General features: G+C 66.6%; 16 protein-coding genes. 5 read left to right on the top strand and 11 right to left on the bottom strand.

The features are described from left to right. Nucleotides 1-274: 274 nt before the first annotated feature. Entirely contained in the window at nt 275-2,602 is a 2,328-nt protein-coding gene (pcrA, locus tag D472_RS0108095; protein ID WP_017603983.1) for a DNA helicase PcrA, read from the bottom strand. 147 nt (nt 2,603-2,749) lie between these two features. Here pcrA and D472_RS0108090 point away from each other — a divergent pair, with 147 nt between their 5' ends. Next, nucleotides 2,750-3,679: a nucleoside hydrolase gene (locus tag D472_RS0108090; protein ID WP_026117498.1), complete on the top strand. Its 930-nt coding sequence runs from the start codon at nt 2,750-2,752 to the stop codon at nt 3,677-3,679. Between the two features lie 46 nt (nt 3,680-3,725). Here D472_RS0108090 and D472_RS0108085 read toward each other — a convergent pair whose 3' ends face one another. Together D472_RS0108085 and D472_RS0108080 are read right to left on the bottom strand one after the other, a co-directional pair. Further along, complete coding sequence (locus D472_RS0108085) at nt 3,726-4,397, bottom strand: response regulator (RefSeq protein WP_017603981.1); 672 nt, start codon at nt 4,395-4,397, stop codon at nt 3,726-3,728. Nucleotides 4,398-4,427: 30 nt separating this feature from the next. After that, on the bottom strand, nt 4,428-5,615 hold the full coding sequence (locus D472_RS0108080) for an ATP-binding protein (RefSeq protein ID WP_017603980.1): 1,188 nt from the start codon (nt 5,613-5,615) through the stop codon (nt 4,428-4,430). 235 nt (nt 5,616-5,850) lie between these two features. Here D472_RS0108080 and D472_RS0108075 point away from each other — a divergent pair, with 235 nt between their 5' ends. Together D472_RS0108075 and D472_RS0108070 are read left to right on the top strand one after the other, a co-directional pair. Beyond that, nucleotides 5,851-7,299, top strand: a complete 1,449-nt coding sequence (locus tag D472_RS0108075) for a PspC domain-containing protein (RefSeq protein WP_026117497.1) — start codon at nt 5,851-5,853, stop codon at nt 7,297-7,299. After that, nucleotides 7,280-7,531, top strand: coding sequence for a hypothetical protein (locus D472_RS0108070; protein ID WP_017603978.1), 252 nt, complete (start codon nt 7,280-7,282; stop codon nt 7,529-7,531). The genes D472_RS0108075 and D472_RS0108070 overlap by 20 nt, the downstream gene beginning before the upstream one ends. 115 nt (nt 7,532-7,646) lie before the next feature. Here the strand turns inward: D472_RS0108070 and rsmA are convergent, their stop codons facing one another. Next, nucleotides 7,647-8,549 (bottom strand): 16S rRNA (adenine(1518)-N(6)/adenine(1519)-N(6))-dimethyltransferase RsmA, encoded by a 903-nt coding sequence (rsmA, locus tag D472_RS0108065; RefSeq protein ID WP_026117496.1) that lies wholly within the window; start codon nt 8,547-8,549, stop codon nt 7,647-7,649. A 311-nt stretch (nt 8,550-8,860) separates the two neighbouring features. Here rsmA and D472_RS0108060 point away from each other — a divergent pair, with 311 nt between their 5' ends. Then, on the top strand, nt 8,861-9,955 hold the full coding sequence (locus D472_RS0108060; protein WP_017603976.1) for a CaiB/BaiF CoA transferase family protein: 1,095 nt from the start codon (nt 8,861-8,863) through the stop codon (nt 9,953-9,955). A gap of 758 nt (nt 9,956-10,713) precedes the next feature. Continuing rightward, on the top strand, nt 10,714-11,067 hold the full coding sequence (locus D472_RS0108055; RefSeq protein WP_017603975.1) for an STAS domain-containing protein: 354 nt from the start codon (nt 10,714-10,716) through the stop codon (nt 11,065-11,067). Between the two features lie 76 nt (nt 11,068-11,143). Here the strand turns inward: D472_RS0108055 and D472_RS0108050 are convergent, their stop codons facing one another. From D472_RS0108050 to ehuD, 7 genes are all read right to left on the bottom strand, one after another. Then, nucleotides 11,144-11,830, bottom strand: a complete 687-nt coding sequence (locus tag D472_RS0108050; protein ID WP_017603974.1) for a M50 family metallopeptidase — start codon at nt 11,828-11,830, stop codon at nt 11,144-11,146. A gap of 218 nt (nt 11,831-12,048) precedes the next feature. After that, the gene (locus D472_RS0108045; RefSeq protein ID WP_017603973.1) at nt 12,049-12,486 is read right to left on the bottom strand and encodes an SRPBCC family protein; all 438 of its coding nucleotides are present in this window, start codon (nt 12,484-12,486) and stop codon (nt 12,049-12,051) included. Between the two features lie 56 nt (nt 12,487-12,542). Next, nucleotides 12,543-13,487: an NUDIX hydrolase gene (locus D472_RS0108040; protein WP_051045976.1), complete on the bottom strand. Its 945-nt coding sequence runs from the start codon at nt 13,485-13,487 to the stop codon at nt 12,543-12,545. Further along, complete coding sequence (locus D472_RS0108035; protein ID WP_083903408.1) at nt 13,484-15,586, bottom strand: RNA degradosome polyphosphate kinase; 2,103 nt, start codon at nt 15,584-15,586, stop codon at nt 13,484-13,486. Before D472_RS0108035 ends, D472_RS0108040 begins: the two co-directional genes overlap by 4 nt. Nucleotides 15,587-15,750: 164 nt before the next feature. Beyond that, nucleotides 15,751-16,659 (bottom strand): CPBP family intramembrane glutamic endopeptidase, encoded by a 909-nt coding sequence (locus D472_RS0108030; protein WP_017603970.1) that lies wholly within the window; start codon nt 16,657-16,659, stop codon nt 15,751-15,753. Between the two features lie 218 nt (nt 16,660-16,877). Beyond that, nucleotides 16,878-17,723, bottom strand: a complete 846-nt coding sequence (gene ehuA / locus D472_RS0108025; RefSeq protein WP_017603969.1) for an ectoine/hydroxyectoine ABC transporter ATP-binding protein EhuA — start codon at nt 17,721-17,723, stop codon at nt 16,878-16,880. Further along, nucleotides 17,710-18,378, bottom strand: a complete 669-nt coding sequence (gene ehuD, locus D472_RS0108020; protein WP_026117494.1) for an ectoine/hydroxyectoine ABC transporter permease subunit EhuD — start codon at nt 18,376-18,378, stop codon at nt 17,710-17,712. The genes ehuA and ehuD overlap by 14 nt, the downstream gene beginning before the upstream one ends. Nucleotides 18,379-18,385: the final 7 nt, after the last annotated feature.

Genomic DNA, 18,385 nt, shown 5'->3' with positions numbered 1-18,385 from the left:
CCTTGGAGTTTCCACTCCGAGTTTCCGCCGGGCTTTAAAGCGACTCTTCGAGTTTACATGCCCCGAGCAGTGCTCGAACCACCATGCCGGATGACCGGCTTCGAAGAAGTGGAGACCGGCCCGCCCACGGAGATCCCGTGTTCGTTTCGCTCGGTCTTGGCCAACTCTACCCTCGCGCGGGAGTCCTCGTGACGGGCTCGACCGAATCCGATCGTGGCGTGGGCGACATTTCCAGGATTGTGGCCGGTCTCCATCCACCGTGCGGCGCCGGCTCCTACAGCTTCTCGATGGGCGCGTACTTGACGAGTAGGTCCTTCTCTCCGATGTCCGCGCCGAAGTCGATGCGCGCCTTGGTCCTGTCCCCTGCTCCGTCGACCAGTTGTACCCGTCCCATCCCGAAGGAATCGTGGTTGACCAGGTCACCGACGCTGAGCGTGGGCGCTTCCTTGGCGGCCTTCTTCTTCCCACTCCCGAAGGGACTTGCGAAGCCTCCACTACCCAAGCCCGTACCACCACGTCCGCCCCCGATGCCACGGCTGGGCGGAGCGGCCAGGGTGGATTCGGCCCGCTTCCAGTCGATGAGCCCCGAAGGAATCTCGTCCAGGAACCGCGACGCCGGATTGTAGGAGGGCGACCCCCAGGCACTGCGCACCGCGGCCCGGCTGACGTAGAGCCTCTCTTGGGCGCGGGTGATGCCCACGTACGCCAGGCGCCGCTCCTCCTCCAGTTGCGTCTTGTCCCCCAGCGTCCGCGTGTGCGGAAAGACGCCGTCCTCCATGCCGGTGAGGAAGACGGCCGGGAACTCCAAGCCCTTGGCGGCGTGCAACGTCATCAGGGTGACCACACCACCCTCATCGTCCTCATCCGGGATCTGATCGGTGTCGGCGACCAGGGCGATGCGCTCCAGGAAGTCCACGAGCGTGGGTGCGGCCGGGTCCACCCCCTGGTTCTCTTCCCCCTCCAACAACGCTTCGTCCTCCAAGAGGGCGGCGAAGGTGTTCTCGAACTCGCGGGCGACGTCGACGAACTCCTCCAGGTTCTCCACCCGGCTCTCGTCCTGGATGTCCTTGGACTCGGTGAGCTCGGACAGGTAACCGGTCTTTCCCAAGACCGTCTCGACGATCTCCGCGGGGGTGCTACCCGGCACCGAGCCGGCCAGTTCGTCGAGCAGGGCGGTGAAGTTGCGGATGGCGTTGGCGGATCGGGTGGCGATCCCCGGGGCCTCATCGACTCGGCGCAGCGCCTGGGCGAAGGTGATGCGCTCACGGGCGGCGAACAGTTCGATGGATTCCTCGGCCCGGGCACCGATGCCGCGCTTGGGCACGTTGAGGATGCGGCGCAGGCTCACCGTGTCCTCGGGGTTGGCCAGTACCCGCAGGTAGGCGAGGATGTCGCGGATCTCCTTGCGCTCGTAGAAGCGCACCCCACCGACGATCTTGTACGGCAGACCGGTTCGGATGAACACGTCCTCGAACACGCGAGACTGGGCATTGGTCCGGTAGAACACGGCGACCTGGCCGGGTTCGACGATGTCCTCATCGGTGAGCCGGTCGATCTCCCCGACCACGAACGCGGCCTCGTCGTGCTCGTTGTCGGCGACGTATCCGATGATCCTGGGCCCCTCACCCTGTTCCGACCACAGGTTCTTGGCGGGGCGACCCTCGTTGCGGTCGATCACCGTGTTGGCGGCCGACAGGATGTTCTGGGTGGAGCGGTAGTTCTGCTCCAGCAGGATGGTGCGTGCGTTGGGGAAGTCACGCTCGAACTCGAGGATGTTGCGGATGGTGGCGCCACGGAACGCGTAGATGGACTGGTCGGCGTCACCCACCACGCACAGCTCGGCGGGCGGTACGACACCGGCGTCGGAGTCCTCGGTGGCACCGACGAGTTCTCGGACGAACACGTACTGGGCGTGGTTGGTGTCCTGGTACTCGTCCACCATCACGTGCCGGAAGCGGCGCCGATAGTACTCGGCGACGTCCGGATACATCTGGAAGAGGTTGACGGTGACCATGATGAGGTCGTCGAAGTCCATGGCGCCGGCCTCGTGAAGGCGCTGTTGGTACAGCTGATAGGCCTCGGCGAGCTTCTTCTCCTGCTCGTTCTGGGCCTGCCCGGCGAAGGTGTCGTAGTCGACGAGTTCGTTCTTGAGGTTGGACACCTGGAAGCTGAAGGATTTGGGCGGGAATCGCTTGGGATCCAGGTCCATCTCCTTGCACACCAACTGCATGAGCCGGGCCGAGTCCGCGGAGTCGTAGATGGTGAAGCTGCTCGGGTAGCCCAACCGGTGTGCCTCCCGGCGCAGGATGCGCACACACGCGGAGTGGAAGGTCATCGTCCACATGGTGTTGGCCGCGCGGATGCCGAGGAGGGCCTGGATACGCTCCTTCATCTCGGCGGCGGCCTTGTTGGTGAAGGTGATCGCGAGGATCTCCCCTGGTCGCACCCCGCGCTCGGCCATGAGGTGAGCGATGCGATGGGTCAGGACACGGGTCTTGCCCGATCCCGCGCCCGCCACGATCAGGAGCGGGGAGCCGGCGTGCGTCACGGCGGCGCGCTGGGGACCGTTCAGACCTTCGAGAAGTTGCTCTTGGGAGGACACGCCTCCCAGGTTACGGCCGACCGGTGACGATGCAGCCCACCAGGGTTGTGCACCACTTAGTCTGGTTTCCTACCGGGTGCGTACTTTTCCCGCCCGGTCCATGTCATGTTTTTCAGAGGGAGATGGGTCTTGACGGACCGGGAGACCATGCGTGTGTTCATCGACTGTGACCCGGGGATCGATGACGCCGTCGCGCTCGCCTACCTGGCGGCGCGTCCGGAGGTGGAGATCGTCGGTGTCGGCACGGTGTTCGGCAACAACACCGTGGCGGTGACCACGGACAACGCGTTGCGTCTGTTGGAGTTGTACGGTCGCCCGAACGTGCCGGTGGCGATGGGAGCCGAACGCCCGCTGGTGCAGGCCCCCCGCTTGGCCGAGCACGTGCACGGCGGCAACGGACTGGGGGACGTGGCGCTGCCCGAGCCCGTGGGCTCGCCGGTGGCGGAGTCCTCGGCCGAACTGTTGGTGCGGCTCGCCAGAGAAAACCCGGGTGGGCTGGACGTGTTGGCGGTCGGTCCCCTCACCAACCTGGCGATCGCGCTGGGCCTGGAGCCACGTCTGCCCGAACTGGTGCGCCGGCTGGTGGTGATGGGCGGCGCGGTCGAGGTGCCCGGGAACGTGGGTTCGCACACCGAAGCCAACATCGTCAACGACCCCGAGGCGGCCGAGGCGGTGTTCGCCGCCGGGTTCGATCTCGACCTGGTGGCGCTGGACATCACCATGAGGACGGTCGCCACCTCGGAGTGGTTGGACCGGCTCAAGGGGGTGCCCGGCGAACGTGCCCAGCGGACCTCGGCGTTCCTGGACTTCTACGCCGACTTCTACAAGGGGATCTTCGGGTCGCGTCAATGCGCCATGCACGACCCCTTGGCCGCCGCCGTCCTGATCGACCCGTATCTGGTGACCGAGTCGTTCGAGGTCCCGATTCGGGTGGAGCTGAACGGGTCGTTGACCCGAGGCATGACCGTGGCGGATCGACGGCCTCGTCCGAGCGCGGACCAACGCCGAGCGGCACGGGTGGTCACCTCGGTGTCGGAGGACGAATTCCTGAAACTGATGCTGGACTCGTTGCGCTGAACCACTCTCGCGACCGCCCGTCGGGGTTCTCGGGGCGTCGAGGCCCTCAGACCAGACGGCGGGCGGTCGCCCAACGGCTCAGTTCGTGCCGGTTGGACAGCTGAAGCTTGCGCAGCACCGAGGAGACGTGGGTCTCGACCGTCTTGACCGAGATGAACAGCTCCTTGGCGACCTCCTTGTAGGCGTAGCCCCGGGCGATGTGTCGCAGAACCTCGCGTTCGCGCTGGGTGAGACGGTCCAGTTCGGGGTCGACCGGGGGTGCGTCGGTGGCGGAGAAGGCGTCGAGCACGAAGCCCGCCAGCCGGGGCGAGAACACGGCGTCGCCGTCGGCAACCCGCACGATGGCGTTGGCCAGCTCCTTGCCGGAGATGGTCTTGGTGACGTAGCCGCGGGCTCCGCCGCGCACCACGCCGATGACGTCCTCGGCGGCGTCGGAGACCGACAGCGCCAGGAACCGGATCCGCGGGTGCTTGGCGAGCACCCTTCGCAGCACTTCCACTCCCCCACCACCGGGAAGATGGACGTCGAGGAGGACCAGGTCGGGCAGGGTCTCACCGATCACGTGCACCGCGCTGTCGACGTCTCCGGCCTCGCCGATGACGTTGACGGCGTCACCGAGTTCACCGCGCACACCACTGCGGAACAGTCGGTGGTCGTCCACGATCACGACGCGGGGTACCGCGTCCCCATCACTGAAGGTCGTGCTCTCTTCTCCCACACATAGGACCTTACCGCTCTCGGCTCGAGTTCACGGTTCGGGGATGCGAGGCATCCGAAGCTGTACTTCGGTGCCCTCACCGAGCTCGGTACGGATACGCGCGGAGCCTCCGTGACGTTCCATTCGGCCGATGATGGAGCCGCGCACGCCCATGCGGTCCTGGGGGATGGCGTCGAGGTCGAATCCAGCGCCTCGGTCCCGGACGAACACCAGGACCTCCTTCTCCTCCACCTCGCCGAAGACGGAGATGTCGTCGGTTCCGGCGTACTTGGAGGCGTTGACCATGGCCTCGCGTGCGGCACGCAGGAGGGCGTTGAGGCCGTCGTCCATGGGACAGTCGCCCACGCACACCACCTCGATGGGGACCCCGTGCTCCTCCTCGACCTCGGCTGCGACGCGTTCGAGGCCGGGCGAGACGGTGGTCTCGGCGTCGGCGGGGCGTTGATACAGCCAACTGCGCAGGGCGCGTTCTTGGACTCGGGCCAGGCGTTGGACCTCGCGCGGATCCTCGGCGCGGCGTTGGATCAGGGTGAGGGTGTGCAGGACCGAGTCGTGGATGTGCGCGGCGAGTTCGGCGCGTTCGGCGTTGCGGATACGTTCGCGACGTTCGGCGTCGCGTTCACGGACCAGGCCGATGATCCAGGGGGCGGCGACCAAGGAGATGCCGGCCAGGAGCGTGAACGCGAAGCTGAGACCGGCTCGGGCGTCCTGGAGTTGTTGCTGGAAGACCATGAAGCCGATGACGCCGATGACGATGAGCAGGACTCCGGCACCGGTGCGCATGAGGCCCTTGGGGCCGGCCCGGCGGACCGTGCTGGTCATCCATTCGTCGCGTTCGGCGGGATTGGCCTGCTGCCACAGGATGGTCGCTCCGAGTGCGCCGAAGACGACGAACCATAGCAGCGGGTCGAAGACGCCACCGAAGACGAGGAAGAGCATCCCGAAGGCCACCGCGAGGCCGACGTAGGCGATGATCTGCGAGATGTCGCGGCCCTTGCGCCGATTTTCGGTGGCCGGGTCCGAGCTCTGCTCGACCTCCTCTTGGGGGAGGATGAAGTACAACGCCGCGTAGATGGCCAGGCCGATGCCTCCGACGCCCAGCGCCATGAAGGCGAGCCGGACCACGACCGGGTCGATACCCAGGTGCCGGGCGATGCCGACGGCGACGCCCCCGAGGAGTCTTCCGTCGACCGCCCGGGTGAGCCGCGGAGTTCCCACAGCGGTCGTCTCCACCACCCGATCACCGCTTTCGTCTGGTGCGCTCGATGAGGGCGCTCGCGGGCGCACCCCTTGTACAGCCTCCAGGATGCCCGGTGTTCGGGCCGAGGGCATCGGGGACGTACCCGGGGACCGTGGGGTGTGCTGGTCAGGGTGGGGTCAGGGTCGTCCCGGATTCCCTCTTGGACGTGCCAGGGGTGACGATGGTTCCAGGAGGAAAGTGCGGTGAGCGACTATGACTGACGGTCAAAGCCCCGATACGCCGGCTACGGCGGGGGTTCCGCTGGACACCGGGCCGGAGCTGCGCCGCGATGAGGAGCATCGAGTACTCGTCGGAGTGTGTTCCGGATTGGGTGCGTACACGGGGATCGATCCGGTGCTGTGGCGGGCGGGGTTCGTGCTGACGGTGTTCGCCGGCGGTACGGGCCTGCTGTTGTACCTCGCGGCGTGGGTGCTGATGCGGGACCCCCAGGGAGGTCCGGCCACCTTCGAGCAGATGCTGGACCGGGCCATCCCTTCTCGCGCGGTGCCCAAGATGTTGGCCGTGGGTTTGATGGCGGCTACGGCACTGAGCCTGGTGGGTGGTTTCGGCTGGGGGACGATGGTCCTGGCGATTCCCTTGGTGCTGGGGGTGTTGACCGCCCGAAACCGAGGGGTGGACCTGCGCTCTTCCCTCTCGGGGCTCAAGGCGGACCTGGCCGAACGGAAGCCGCCGCCGACCGGTCCGACTCCGCGGCCCAGCGCGGCCTACTACAACCCGGCGCAACCGTGGGCGTCGGCCCCGCAAGGGCCGGTGGACTTGGCGGTGGTGTCGGAGCGCACCTCCCTCGACGTCGAAGACGGCGGCGAGGACGAGGACGAGGACGAGGAGCGGGATCACGGGAGGCGACGCAACGGCCACTCTTGCGCGAGCAAGCGGAAACCGCGCTCTGCGGCGTTGGCCTCGCACGCGCTGTGGATCGTGGTGACCATGGCGATCGTTTGGGCGATCATCGCACCGAACCTGGGGCCGCCGTTCTCGGAGCTGAGCAGCACGTCACTGCTGTTCGGCTCGGAGTTCGGAATCTACTTCATGGCCGCGGCCATCGCGGTGATCGGACTGTTCGCCCTGATCGGCGCCTGGGTCGGCGATCCGCGGGGCTTACGGTTTCTGGGCACCTTCGCGGTACTGGGCGCGGTCTTGGTGAGCACGACCGACGTCACCACGTGGCGGGTCGGCGAACAGGTGTGGCGACCACTGTCGATCGCCGAAGCCGAGTCGACCGAGATGCGAATGGACCTGGGCCAAGGAACCCTCGATCTGACCAGGCTCGGTGAGGCGCTGGAGCCGGGACAGAGCGTGGACGTCACGGCCCGTGTCGGCCAAGGGGTGTTGGTCGTGGTGGTCCCCGCCGACCTTCGGGTCGAACTGGACGGCGGCGTGGTGTTCGGCGCGGTGCGCACCCCGGAAGGGGAAGAGGGCGAGCCGTACGGGTACGCCCTCACCTACGAGGAGACATTCGAACCGATCGGGCCGGTGCCATCGCCCGAGGGCGCGGAACGGGACGTGACCGATGACGAAGGCACGACGGGATCCGAGGAGGGGCCCGACAGGGCAGAGGACGCGGCGGTCCCCACGGTGAACGTGGACGCCGACGCCAGGGTGGGAGTACTGGAGGTTCGATATGACCAAGCGCGGAATTGACGGTGGCTCGTTGGTCGCCGGGGTGCTGTTCCTGGGCCTGGCGGTCGTGTTCGTCGTCCGAGGCAGTGGGTCCTGGGATTTCAACGCCCTGTGGCTGCTCCCGGTGCTCTTCGCCGGACTGGGGCTGGCCGGTGTGGCGAGGGCGTTGCTGCGGTCGCGCTCGGACCGGACCGGGGAAGGATCCGAGTCGGAACGCTCCGAACCCGACCGTTCCGAACAGACCAAGGACTGACGCTGTTCGCTCTTGGCCTCGGCTTCGTTTCGTCCCATGTTCGGGTGCCCGGGAATCCGGAATTCTGCTTCCTCGGCCACCCTCGCTCGTCGCCCGACTGGTCACCCGCGAGGGATCATCCGGCGGCCGAACGGATACCGGGACGATGTTCGGCGATGGCGGCGAACTCCTCGATGCCCAGGGACTCCCCGCGCGCCTTCGGGTCCACTCCGGCCGCACGTAGGGCTTCTTCGGCGGCGGGGGCCGAACCGGCCCAGCCGGCCAGAGCCGCGCGCAGGGTTTTGCGGCGCTGCGCGAAGGCGGCGTCGATCACGTTGAAGACCTCTTCACGGGTGGCCTTGGTGCCGGGGGCCGGGCGACGTACCAGTTCCACCAGCCCGGAGTCGACGTTGGGTGCGGGCCAGAACACGTTGCGGCCCACGGCCCCCGCGCGTCTGGCGGAGGCGTACCAAGCGACCTTGGCCGAGGGCACGCCGTAGATCCGGCCACCCGGGGTCGCTGTGATCCGGTCGGCGACCTCGGACTGCACCATGACCAGGACCCGCTTCAAGGTCGGCAACAGTTCGAGCAGGTGCAACAGGACCGGAACGGAGACGTTGTAGGGCAGGTTGGCCACCAGCGCGGTGGGGTCCGGGCCGGGAAGTTCGGCGATCCGCATGGCGTCGCCGGGCACGACCGTGAGCCGATCCACGAGGTCGGGGGCGTGGACCGCGACGGTGTCGGGCAGGGCCGCCGCCAAAGCGGGGTCGATCTCGATCGCGGTGACCTGGCGCACGTGCGGCAGGAGCGCCAGGGTGAGGGAGCCGAGCCCGGGTCCCACTTCGAGGACCACGTCATCGGCGTCCACGCCCGCGACGCGAACGATACGGCGAACGGTGCCGTGGTCGATGACGAAGTTCTGGCCCAGGGTCTTGGTGGGCCGGATGTCGAACCGTTCGGCTAGCTCACGCACGTCGGCGGGGGTGAGCAGGCGGGAACGGCCCTCGGGGTCGGGTGCGAAAGTCTGGGTCACCCCCATATCCTGCCGGCCACGGTCCACCCCCTCGTCCCACCTCGGTCGGGTCCGGGGGTCCCACCGGAACCGCACATCGGTTTCCTTCCCTTGCGGAGGGAGGGGATTCCAACGGTCGCCCGCCGACCTTCCGGCTTCGTCGCCGACCGCCCCTGTGATCGGTGATCCGGTCGCGCACCCGTTATCGCAGGCCCTCGCAAGGCCTGCCCAGGAAGGGGAAGGATGTTTCCTCCCCTGCTTGAGGACAGGGTTTCGCACACCCACTAACCTGATGAAACCGAACGTCGTTCTGGTCAATTCGCACCCGAAAGGCACCTATGGGACCCCTCAACGGAATCCGCGTCGTCGAGTTCACCGGTATCGGACCGGCACCGATGGCGGGCATGCTCCTCGCCGACCTGGGCGCCAGTGTCATTCGAATCGATCGCCCCGAGGCCGCCGAAGCCCTCCGGCATGGCGCTCCCGGTCCGCACATGAGCGAGGGGCGCGCGGTGGTCGGCGCGGACCTCAAGTCCGAAGAGGGACTGGCGCTCGCCCACGACCTGGTCCACCGAGCCGACGTTCTTTTGGAGGGGTTCCGCCCCGGCGTGATGGAGCGGCGCGGGTTGGGGCCCGACCAATGCCTGGAGCTCAACCCCCGGTTGGTGTACGCGCGAGTCACCGGCTGGGGCCAGGACGGGCCGTTGGCCCACACCGTGGGGCACGACATGAACTACATCTCGGTGAACGGCGCCTTGCACGCCCTCGGTCGTGCCGGCGGCCCGCCCGTCCCGCCGATCAACCTGCTCGGCGACTTCGCCGGGGGCACCATGTTCACGATCACCGGGATCCTCGCCGCCCTGTTGGAACGACAGACCTCCGGGCGGGGTCAGGTGGTGGACGCGGCCATGGTGGACGGCAGCGCCCTGCTGATGTCCATGGTGCACGAGGACCGCGCACGTGGTTTCTGGAACGACGAACGTGGCACCAATTACCTCGACACCGGCGCTCCCTGGTACGACGTCTACGAATGCGCCGACGGAGGACACGTCTCGGTCGGCTGCATCGAACCGCGGTTCTACGCGGCCTTTCTCGAGGGCACCGGTCTGGCCGGCGAAGAGCTGCCCGACCAGTGGGACACCGAGAACTGGCCGCGGCTGCGCGCGCGTTTCACGGAGGTGCTGCGTAGCCGAACCCGCGACGAGTGGGGTGAGGTCTTCGAAGGCACCGAGGCCTGCGTGACGCCGATCTTGTCCTTGGAGGAGGCTCCCGACCACCCGCACGTCCGCGCCCGGGGTTCACTGCTGCGCGAGGGCGGGCGAGTAGTGCCCGGGCCCGCGCCCAGGTTCGATCGCACCCCCGGAACGGTCACCCGCGGCCGTCCACTACCCGACACCGACGAGGTTCTCCAGGAGTGGGGGCTTGGGAGCTGAGGTCCACGATCCCCACGATGGCCCCAACACCCGGAAACGCCGTTGTCGCCGCGTCCCCCGCCCCTGACCGGGACGGTCCCGCTGCCCCTGCCCGCGTCCGTGCGGACGCTCCAAGGGCGGGAAGCGGGCGAACCGAGCGCGAGGAGACGGCACTGGAGCGGGTGTGACGTATACACCATCGATTCCAGAAAACGCGAAACACACGAACACGACCTTGCGTCGCTCAAGTCACGAATAGGCCACACCCCTGTGGTAAAGTCCCTGGCTGAACGACTCCGGTGACACGGATTCCACGGAGTGGGCCCGGCCACTCGAAGGGAATCGGCGCAAGAAGACGGACCGGCGGTCACCTTCGATGCCGGGGCCTCGGGGAATGACCGTCGACGCCCGTGGGTTCCCATCTTCTAGAGAACCGATCACCATCGAGGGCGCGAGCGGGACCGACGACACCTTGGACCCGCGCCACCCTCTCCTTACGCTCTCAGGCGACCGTCATCACGGATGACAGCACGACGTCAGGAACTTTCGGCCAAGACCCAGCCGTTCCTCAGATGCCGTACTTTTCCAAGCAAACCAGGCGAGAAAGGCGTTTCCTCCCCGGCATCCGGCCGGGGCATCACGCAAGGAACTTGATGAACCATCAGCTTGGCTCACGCGGTAACGCAACCTACGCACCGGTCACCACACGTCCCCGGTGGGGCGAAGTGTGGTCTACCTCGCCGTCCCATCGGCCTGGGCCCGAGTACGCCGGAGTCGCAATGCCCGATCTGACCATCTCTTCCACCCTCCACGAGTCCGGACGTGTCCTGACCTTGGACGGTGAGATCGACATGGCCACCGAGGCCCGTTTCCAAGAGGCCGTGACGGAGGCGTTGACCACTCAGCCCCACGGCCGCGTCGTACTGGACTGCACCGATCTGCGTTTCATCGACTCCAGCGGTCTGCGTGTGCTCATCCGCGCCCACAAGGCCGCCAAGGAACAGCAGGCCCTGTTGGTGATCGCCGCGGCGTCGCCGCGAGTCCTGCAGACGCTGCGCATCACTTCCCTGGACACCCGCATCCCGGTGTTCGACTCGGTCTCCCAGGCGCTCGCCGCCCCGCAGACCGCCTGAAGCGCACGCTTTCAGGGTGAAGAAGCAGGCCCCGCGGCACGCCACGGGGCTCGCCGTCGTCCTCTCGCCTCATCCGTTAGAACAGCAGCATCCACACGCCCAGGGCGGTGACGGCCGCGTTCACCAGGAAGAACACCATCACCCAGAAGGTGCCGGGCAGGCCGGTCAGGCGGGCCAACTGGTCGGCGTCGGAGTGCGGTGAGGGTTGACGCCTCCGCTGGGACTGAAGCTCGATGACGGGACGGACCCCGGCGAAGAGCAGGAACCAGATGAACAGGTAGGCGAAGGCCGCCTGAACCTCGTGCGGGGTGAACCAACTGACCCCGAAGACCACCGCGCCGGTGACGACGACCGAGAGCACACCATAGAAGTTACGGATCATCAGGAGCATGGCCGCGAGCACGACGATGCTCAACCACAGCAGCGCGGTGATACGGCCCGACATCAGCATGAGGATGCCGAGCAGGCCGATGATGCTCGGGGCGACATAGCCCGCGAAGACCGTCAGGATCATGCCGATACCGGTGGGCTTGCCTCGCGAGACCGTCACCCCGGACGTGTCGGAGTGCAGGCGAATCCCGGTGAGCTGACGGCCGCTGAGCAGCGCGACGAGGGCGTGTCCGCCCTCGTGGGCGATGGTGACGACGTTGCGCGCCACCCGCCAAGGCGGAGCGAACAGTACGGTCGCCAGGGCGACCACAGCCGTCGCGATGACGATCCATCGTTCCGGATCCGGTTGGACGCTCAGTACGTCCTGCCACACGTCGCCGAAGCTCGTTGCACCCACTGGTCTCCCGACTTCCTGTGTCGACCGGTTCACGGCGGGCCCGTCCAGCCAACGCCGCGGTGGCCGGGAGGCGTGGAGGTTGGCGGGCCCTTGCCGAACTTTAGGGCATTTCGTCAGGTGTCGTATTCGCGACCTCGGTCAGGGGTCACCGGAGCGCTTCGTGACCGGACTCCGCTTCGCGCGCCGATCCGGGGTCAACCCCGTCCGACCTCGCGTTCGAGCCGTTCCAAGGTCTCCTCGATCGCACGCGCGTTCCTGGCCGGCGCGCCCGACAGGACGTAGAAGAGGGTCTGTCCCCGCGTGTAGTCAAAGGTCTCGGTGACCCGGGTCCGGCCCGGTGCCTGCTCGGTCAACTCGTACCGCCACCGGTGCGAACCGACGTGCTTCCAGGCGATGAGCCGATCCTCCTCGAACTCCACCACCTGATTGGTCATCCGGTAGGGCAACCCCATCATCCGCATGTCCATACCGAACCGCGCCCCGAGCTCCAGACGCTTCGGTCCGAAGACCCGCCCGCGCACCGTGCCGGATCCGTCCAGGTCCGGATGCCTGTCGGGGGAGGCGAGCAGGTCGAAGATCTTCTTGGCCGGGGCATCGATCACGATGCTCCGCGCCACCATGTGTTCAGCCATGCACGCATCATGTCACCGGACCGGCGCCGAGTGGTCTCTTCCCGGCGAGGTGCTGCTCACCCTCGCGGACCGTGGCGCTCCACACCGGCCGGTTCTCCGTCGTCGGACACGTGCAGCACCCAGAACGCCCCCTTGCGCAAGCCACACTGCTGGGTCAGGGGGGCGCCCAATCGGGCGAGCGCCTCGGTCATCAGGTCCGGGACCAGTTCCCCGTGGGTGCACACCACGGTGGGACGGCCCTCACGGATCAGGCCCGCGAACACCTCTTTGGCCTTCTCGACCTCGTAACCCTCACCCTCGCTTCCCACGGTGAAGGCGCGTTCGGTACGCATGGGCACGTCGTACTCGACGCTGTACGCGAGCAGCGACTCCATACAGCGAGCGGCCGCCGAGGAGATCACCCGAAGCCTTCCGTAGGCTCCCAGCACCGGGGACAGGGCCAAGGCGTCGGCCCGTCCGGCCTCGTCCAGCGGGCGGAGCAGGTCGCTGCCCTGCCAGGAACGCTTGTCCCCCGCGGACGTGTGCCGCAACAGGACGATCGGGAAGGTACGGGCGGGACCGGATCCGAAGTCGTCGAGGACCCGGACGTCGTGCCGGTAGGTGAGTCGTTCCCTGGCCCGTTCGATCGGCACCCATTCGACGAGGTCGACCTCATCGTCGGACGGATGGTCGACCTCCGCGCCGGGACGTTCGGGGGTGGCGACCCACCACTCCACCTGTTTGGGCCAGCCGTCCTTGAGGTAGTTACCGCAGGGCAATCTACGCCCTAGGAGCGGGGTCATCCCGGTCTCCTCCTCGACCTCACGGACCGCTCCGATGATGGGGTGTTCGCCGTTCTTGAGCTTGCCCTTGGGCAGGGTCCAGTCACCGTGGCGGGGGCGGCGGATCAGGACGACCTCACGGTTCCCACCCCTTTCACGCCACAACACGGCGCCACCCGCCCGGATCGGCTCCAGGTAACGACCCACCGTGGGCCCTTCTGCTCGGAGGTGGCCGATCAAGCCTCCACCACCCTCAGGCGACGTTCCATGCTCAGGGTGCCCTGGAGATCGACCAGCCGTTCTCCGTCGGCGTCGTGGGTGAACCGCCTCCACGTCCCGTCGGATTCCAGACGCCAGGAGGACGTGGTGTCCGCCATCGCCAGGTCCAGCAGGCCCATCAGCCGCCGGCGCTGTTCGGGGTCCACGATCCGGATCAGTGCTTCCACCCGCCGGTCGAGGTTGCGCGGCATCAGGTCGGCGCTGCCGATCCACACCTGGGGTCTGCGTCCATTGGCGAAAACGAACACCCGCGAGTGTTCCAGGAAGCGACCGAGGACGCTGCGGACCCGGACGTTGTCCGACAACCCCGGGACCCCAGGGCGCAGCACGCAACCGCCGCGCACCCACAGGTCGATGTCGACCCCCGCTTGGGAAGCACGGTAGAGGGCATCGACGATCTCCTCGTCCACCAGGGAGTTCACCTTGATGCGGATGTACGCCGGTTCGGCCTTGCGTTTGTTGGCGATCTCCTTCTCGATCTGGCCGAGCAACCCTTGGCGCAGACCGGAGGGGGCCACCACCAGTCGTCGGTAGTGCCTCTTGCGGGAGAACCCGGTGAGGCCGTTGAAGAGGTCACTGACGTCCTCGCCGACCTCCGGATCGGCGCTGAACAGGGCGAGGTCCTCATAGATACGTGCGGTGCTCGGGTTGTAGTTCCCGGTACCGATGTGACAGTAGCGGCGCAGCAGCCCATCACCGTCTTGGCGGATGACCATGGACAGCTTGCAGTGGGTCTTGAGGCCGACCACCCCGTAGACCACGTGGCAGCCCGCCTCTTCGAGTTTGCGAGCCCACAGAATGTTGTTCTGCTCGTCGAAGCGGGCCTTGACCTCCACCATGGCCACGACCTCCTTGCCCTCGCGGGCCGCTTCGATGAGCGACTCCACGATGGGCGAGTCACCACTGGTGCGGTACAGGGTCTGTTTGACCGCCACGACCTTCGGGTCGGTGGCGGCCAGCGCGAGGAAACGTTCGGTGGTGGTGGCGAAGGACTCGTAGGGATGGTGGACCAGGACCTCGCGTTCGCGGATGGCGGCGAACAGGTCGCCGAAGGTCAGCGCGCGGGGTTCGACCGGGACCAACGGCGGATAGGCCAGGTCGGGGCGATCGGCGTCCGCGATCTGGGAGAGCCCGGCCAGGTTGAGCGGTCCGGGGACTCGATAGATCTCCTCTTCCTCGGCGCCGAGCTCCTCGATGAGGATGCCCAGGACCTCGTCACTGATGGTCTGTTCGACCTCCAGGCGTACGAGCGGACCGAAACGGCGGCGCAGGAGTTCGTTCTCCAGGGACTGGACGAGGTCGTCGGTCTCGTCCTCGTCGACCTCCAGGTCGGCGTTGCGCGTCACCCGGAAAGCGTGGTGTTCCATTACCTCCATGCCCTCGAAGAGTTGGGGCAGGTGCGCGGCGATGACGTCCTCAACGGGAAGGTAGCGTCCGCCACCACGCACCGTGAGTTCGATGAACCTGGGTAGTGAGGCGGGCACCTTGATCCGGGCGAACAGGCGCCGGTCGTCGTCGGTGTCGCGGATGGTGACGGCGAGGTTGAGGGAGCGCCCGGAGATGTAGGGGAACGGGTGGGCCGAGTCCACCGCGAACGGTGTCAGCAATGGATAGATGGAACTCCGGAAGTACCCGTCCAGGTGTTCGCGCTCGGCGGCGTCCACCTCGCTCCATCGGACGATGCTGATGCCCTCCTCCGCCAAGGCCGGAGCGACGCTCTGGTTGAGGCAGGCGGCCTGACGCAGCATGAGGTCGCGGGTGAACCGCGAGATACGTTCCAGGAGAACGCGCGGATGGTGTCCACTCGCCGAGGCGACCGAGAGCCCGGTGGCCAGGCGGCGACGGAGTCCAGCGACTCGGACCATGAAGAACTCGTCCAGGTTGCTGGAGAAGATCGCGAGGAAGCGCACTCGCTCGAGCAGCGGAATCGCCTCGTCCTCGGCCAGTTCGAGGACCCGCTGGTTGAAGCGGAGCCATCCCTCCTCCCGGTCCATGAACCTGTCCGGGGGGAGTTCCCTGGCCCCTGGTTCCGTCTGTGTCGGTGCTGATTCCGTGCTCACAATGGACAGACTCCCCCCGTTTCATGACCACAAGGTGAGATCCCCCTGAGGGGAAAATGACCGTTATGCGACCCTATGTATCTTTTGTACCCGTTTACCGGTCAAATTCCGTTATCCCTAGGCAAGTTTCGCGCCACGAAACCGCGCTTCCCACACGGTGACGCTCACAGACCGATCTGTAGGTCCGGCGGCAGGAGGAGCACGAACATCGCCATCCGCATCAGGAGGTTGAGCCAGGTGTTGCGAAAGCAGGCCCACAGGTAGCCGTAGAAAAGACCCGCCGGGAAATAGGTCAACATCGCCAAGCCGGTGTTGTGCACCAGGTCGTCACCGGGCAGTTGGGCCACCGCGTCGAAGGGCTGAATGAGCGCGTAGGTCATCGCGAAGAGCAGCGAAGCGGCCCCGATGCCGCCCCAACGTCCCATCAGGATCTCCAGTCGGGTCTGCACCATCGCGCGGAAGAAGATCTCCTCGCAGACCGCGATCACGGCGAAGGCGACCAACATGCCGTACAGGGTCATCGAGGGTGCGGGAAGCCCGATGTGGGGCAGGAGCAAGTACCCCATCATCCCCACCACCACCGCCACCGGAATCAATCCGAGCCAGCGCCAGGGTTCTCCCACCTTGAGCGCGACCTTGGGCATGGCGGTGCCCCTGCCGTCCAGGACGATCCCGGAGCGATCCATCAACACGAGGGGGATCGCCAAGAGGAACAACAACCGGGACACGAGGGAGGCCGACACCGCCAGGTCCGGGCTGGTACCGACCTCCGCGCCATAGAAGGAGAAGACCTGGGAGAGCAACATGATCGACAACACGAAGCAGCCGACCAGGAAGAACTGCCAGGCCGTTTCCTGGTCGAGGGGGTGGCCCCCCATGGCGAGCCGGACCCGTCGATCGAGGTCGTCCCGGCGTCCCCAGGTCCTGACCAGCAGCCAGGCGAGGAGACCACCGGCCAGCATCGGTGCCCAAGAGAGTCCGAACAGTACGGCCGAGTCCTCGAAGACATCGGCGCGCAGGACCGGATCGGCGATGAGCGGTCCGCCGATGAGGACCACCACGCCGACGACCATCCATGTGAGCCCCCATCTTCGCACTATGGTCACAAGAGTCCCCCCTGCCTCAGAACACACATTCTGCTCCATGGGAAACTAAAAGCGACCTAATGAATACGGTATGTCGCAACCCGCTCTGACCTGCGCGTCCATGGGATCACGCACAAGCGATGGGGCGCCGTGCGGGCCGTGACGACGACCCGCACGGCGCCCCATGACACCGGAGTACCCGCCTCCTAGTGACCGTTCTCCAGGACCGACTTGAGGAAGGACTTGGTCCGTTCCTGTCGAGGGTCGCCGAAGATCTGATCGGGGTGGCCCTCCTCGGCGATCCGCCCCTGGTCGAACATCAGCACACGGTGGGACACATCGCGCGCGAAACCCATTTCGTGGGTCACACACAGCATCGTGATGTCGGTGTTCTCGGCCACCTCACGCAGCACGTCCAACACCCCGGTCACCAACTCCGGGTCCAAGGCCGAGGTCACCTCGTCCAAGAGCAGGATCTCCGGGCTCATCGCCAACGCACGGGCGATGGCCACACGCTGCTGTTGACCACCGGACAGCTGAGTGGGATGGGCGTCGATCTTGTCACCCAGACCCACCAGGTCCAACAACTCCTCCGCCTTCTGGGCGGCCTCGTCCTTGCTCACGCCCAGGACGTGGACCGGGGCCTCCATGATGTTCTTGCGAACACTCATGTTGGGGAAGAGGTTGAACTGCTGGAACACCATGCCGATGCGCTTGCGCTTCATGCGCAGGTAGGTCTCACCGGCCGGAACGAGGCCGTTGCCCCTGGGCATGTGGCTGAAGGGCTCACCGTCGATCCAGATGTGGCCCTCGGTGACCTTCTCCAACGTCATGAGCAAACGCAGGATGGTGGTCTTGCCCGAGCCGCTCGGCCCGATCAGGGTGACACGCTCACCATGGGCGACCGAGAAGTCGAGGTGGTCCAGAACCGTGAGGTCACCGAACCGCTTGACCACCTGGTCGAAGACGATCAGCGGTCCCTCCGCAGGTGCCTCCCCGCTGTTCCCGCCACCCGGTGCCGTCGTGTTCTCGGGGGTATCAGACGGCGACATATCTCTTCTCCAGTCGTCGAATCACAATCGCGGACGGGATGCTCACCAGCAGGAAGAGGACCCCGACCAGGGTGATGGCCTCCATCATCCGGAAACTCTCGCTGCCGATCCGCTGAGCCCTGGTCAACAGCTCCGCCACACCGATGGCGAAGAGCAAGGGGGTGTCCTTGAACATGGAGATCAGGTAGTTGCCCAGCGCCGGAATGACCTTCCGGATCGCCTGAGGGAGCACGATGGCGCCCCAGGTGCGCGAGGTCGGCAGGCTCAGTGCCCTCGCGGCCTCCCACTGCCCCTTGGCCACTCCCTCGATCCCCGAGCGGTACACCTCGGCGGTGTAGGCCGCGTAGTGGATACCAAGGACCACCACACCCACCGTGAAGGCCGTGATGGGCACGTCCCCCAGTAGGGGGATCGCCAGACTCGCCGGCAGTAGGAAGAAGACGAAGACCACCTGGATGATCAGCGGTGTGGTCCGGATGAACTCCATGACGAAGTGCACCACGGAACCGAGGATCGGAACCCGGCGCACGATCGCGATCAACAGACCCAGGGTCAGCGCGATGAGGTAGCCGATCAGCGTGAGCTGAACGGTCACCCACAGGCCGCCCAACAGACTCGGCATGACCTCGAACGTGAACTCGAAGTCCCAGAACATGGGAAGG

Origin of the sequence: Nocardiopsis alkaliphila YIM 80379 (assembly GCF_000341005.1) — a bacterium.
Classification (GTDB): domain Bacteria; phylum Actinomycetota; class Actinomycetes; order Streptosporangiales; family Streptosporangiaceae; genus Nocardiopsis; species Nocardiopsis alkaliphila.
The sequence above is the reverse complement of the archived record's forward strand: the minus strand, read 5'-3'. Positions and strand labels throughout refer to the sequence as shown.

Bases quoted from the DNA above. Each gene is read 5' to 3' on its own strand.
- D472_RS0108070 (WP_017603978.1), top strand. From the start codon at position 7,280: ATGACCAAGCGCGGAATTGACGGTGGCTCGTTGGTCGCCGGGGTGCTG.
- rsmA (WP_026117496.1), bottom strand. From the start codon at position 8,549: ATGGGGGTGACCCAGACTTTCGCACCCGACCCCGAGGGCCGTTCCCGC.
- D472_RS0108090 (WP_026117498.1), top strand. From the start codon at position 2,750: ATGCGTGTGTTCATCGACTGTGACCCGGGGATCGATGACGCCGTCGCG.
- ehuD (WP_026117494.1), bottom strand. From the start codon at position 18,378: ATGTTCTGGGACTTCGAGTTCACGTTCGAGGTCATGCCGAGTCTGTTG.
- D472_RS0108045 (WP_017603973.1), bottom strand. From the start codon at position 12,486: ATGGCTGAACACATGGTGGCGCGGAGCATCGTGATCGATGCCCCGGCC.
- D472_RS0108075 (WP_026117497.1), top strand. From the start codon at position 5,851: ATGACTGACGGTCAAAGCCCCGATACGCCGGCTACGGCGGGGGTTCCG.
- ehuA (WP_017603969.1), bottom strand. From the start codon at position 17,723: ATGTCGCCGTCTGATACCCCCGAGAACACGACGGCACCGGGTGGCGGG.
- D472_RS0108055 (WP_017603975.1), top strand. From the start codon at position 10,714: ATGCCCGATCTGACCATCTCTTCCACCCTCCACGAGTCCGGACGTGTC.
- D472_RS0108060 (WP_017603976.1), top strand. From the start codon at position 8,861: ATGGGACCCCTCAACGGAATCCGCGTCGTCGAGTTCACCGGTATCGGA.
- D472_RS0108030 (WP_017603970.1), bottom strand. From the start codon at position 16,659: ATGGTCGTCGGCGTGGTGGTCCTCATCGGCGGACCGCTCATCGCCGAT.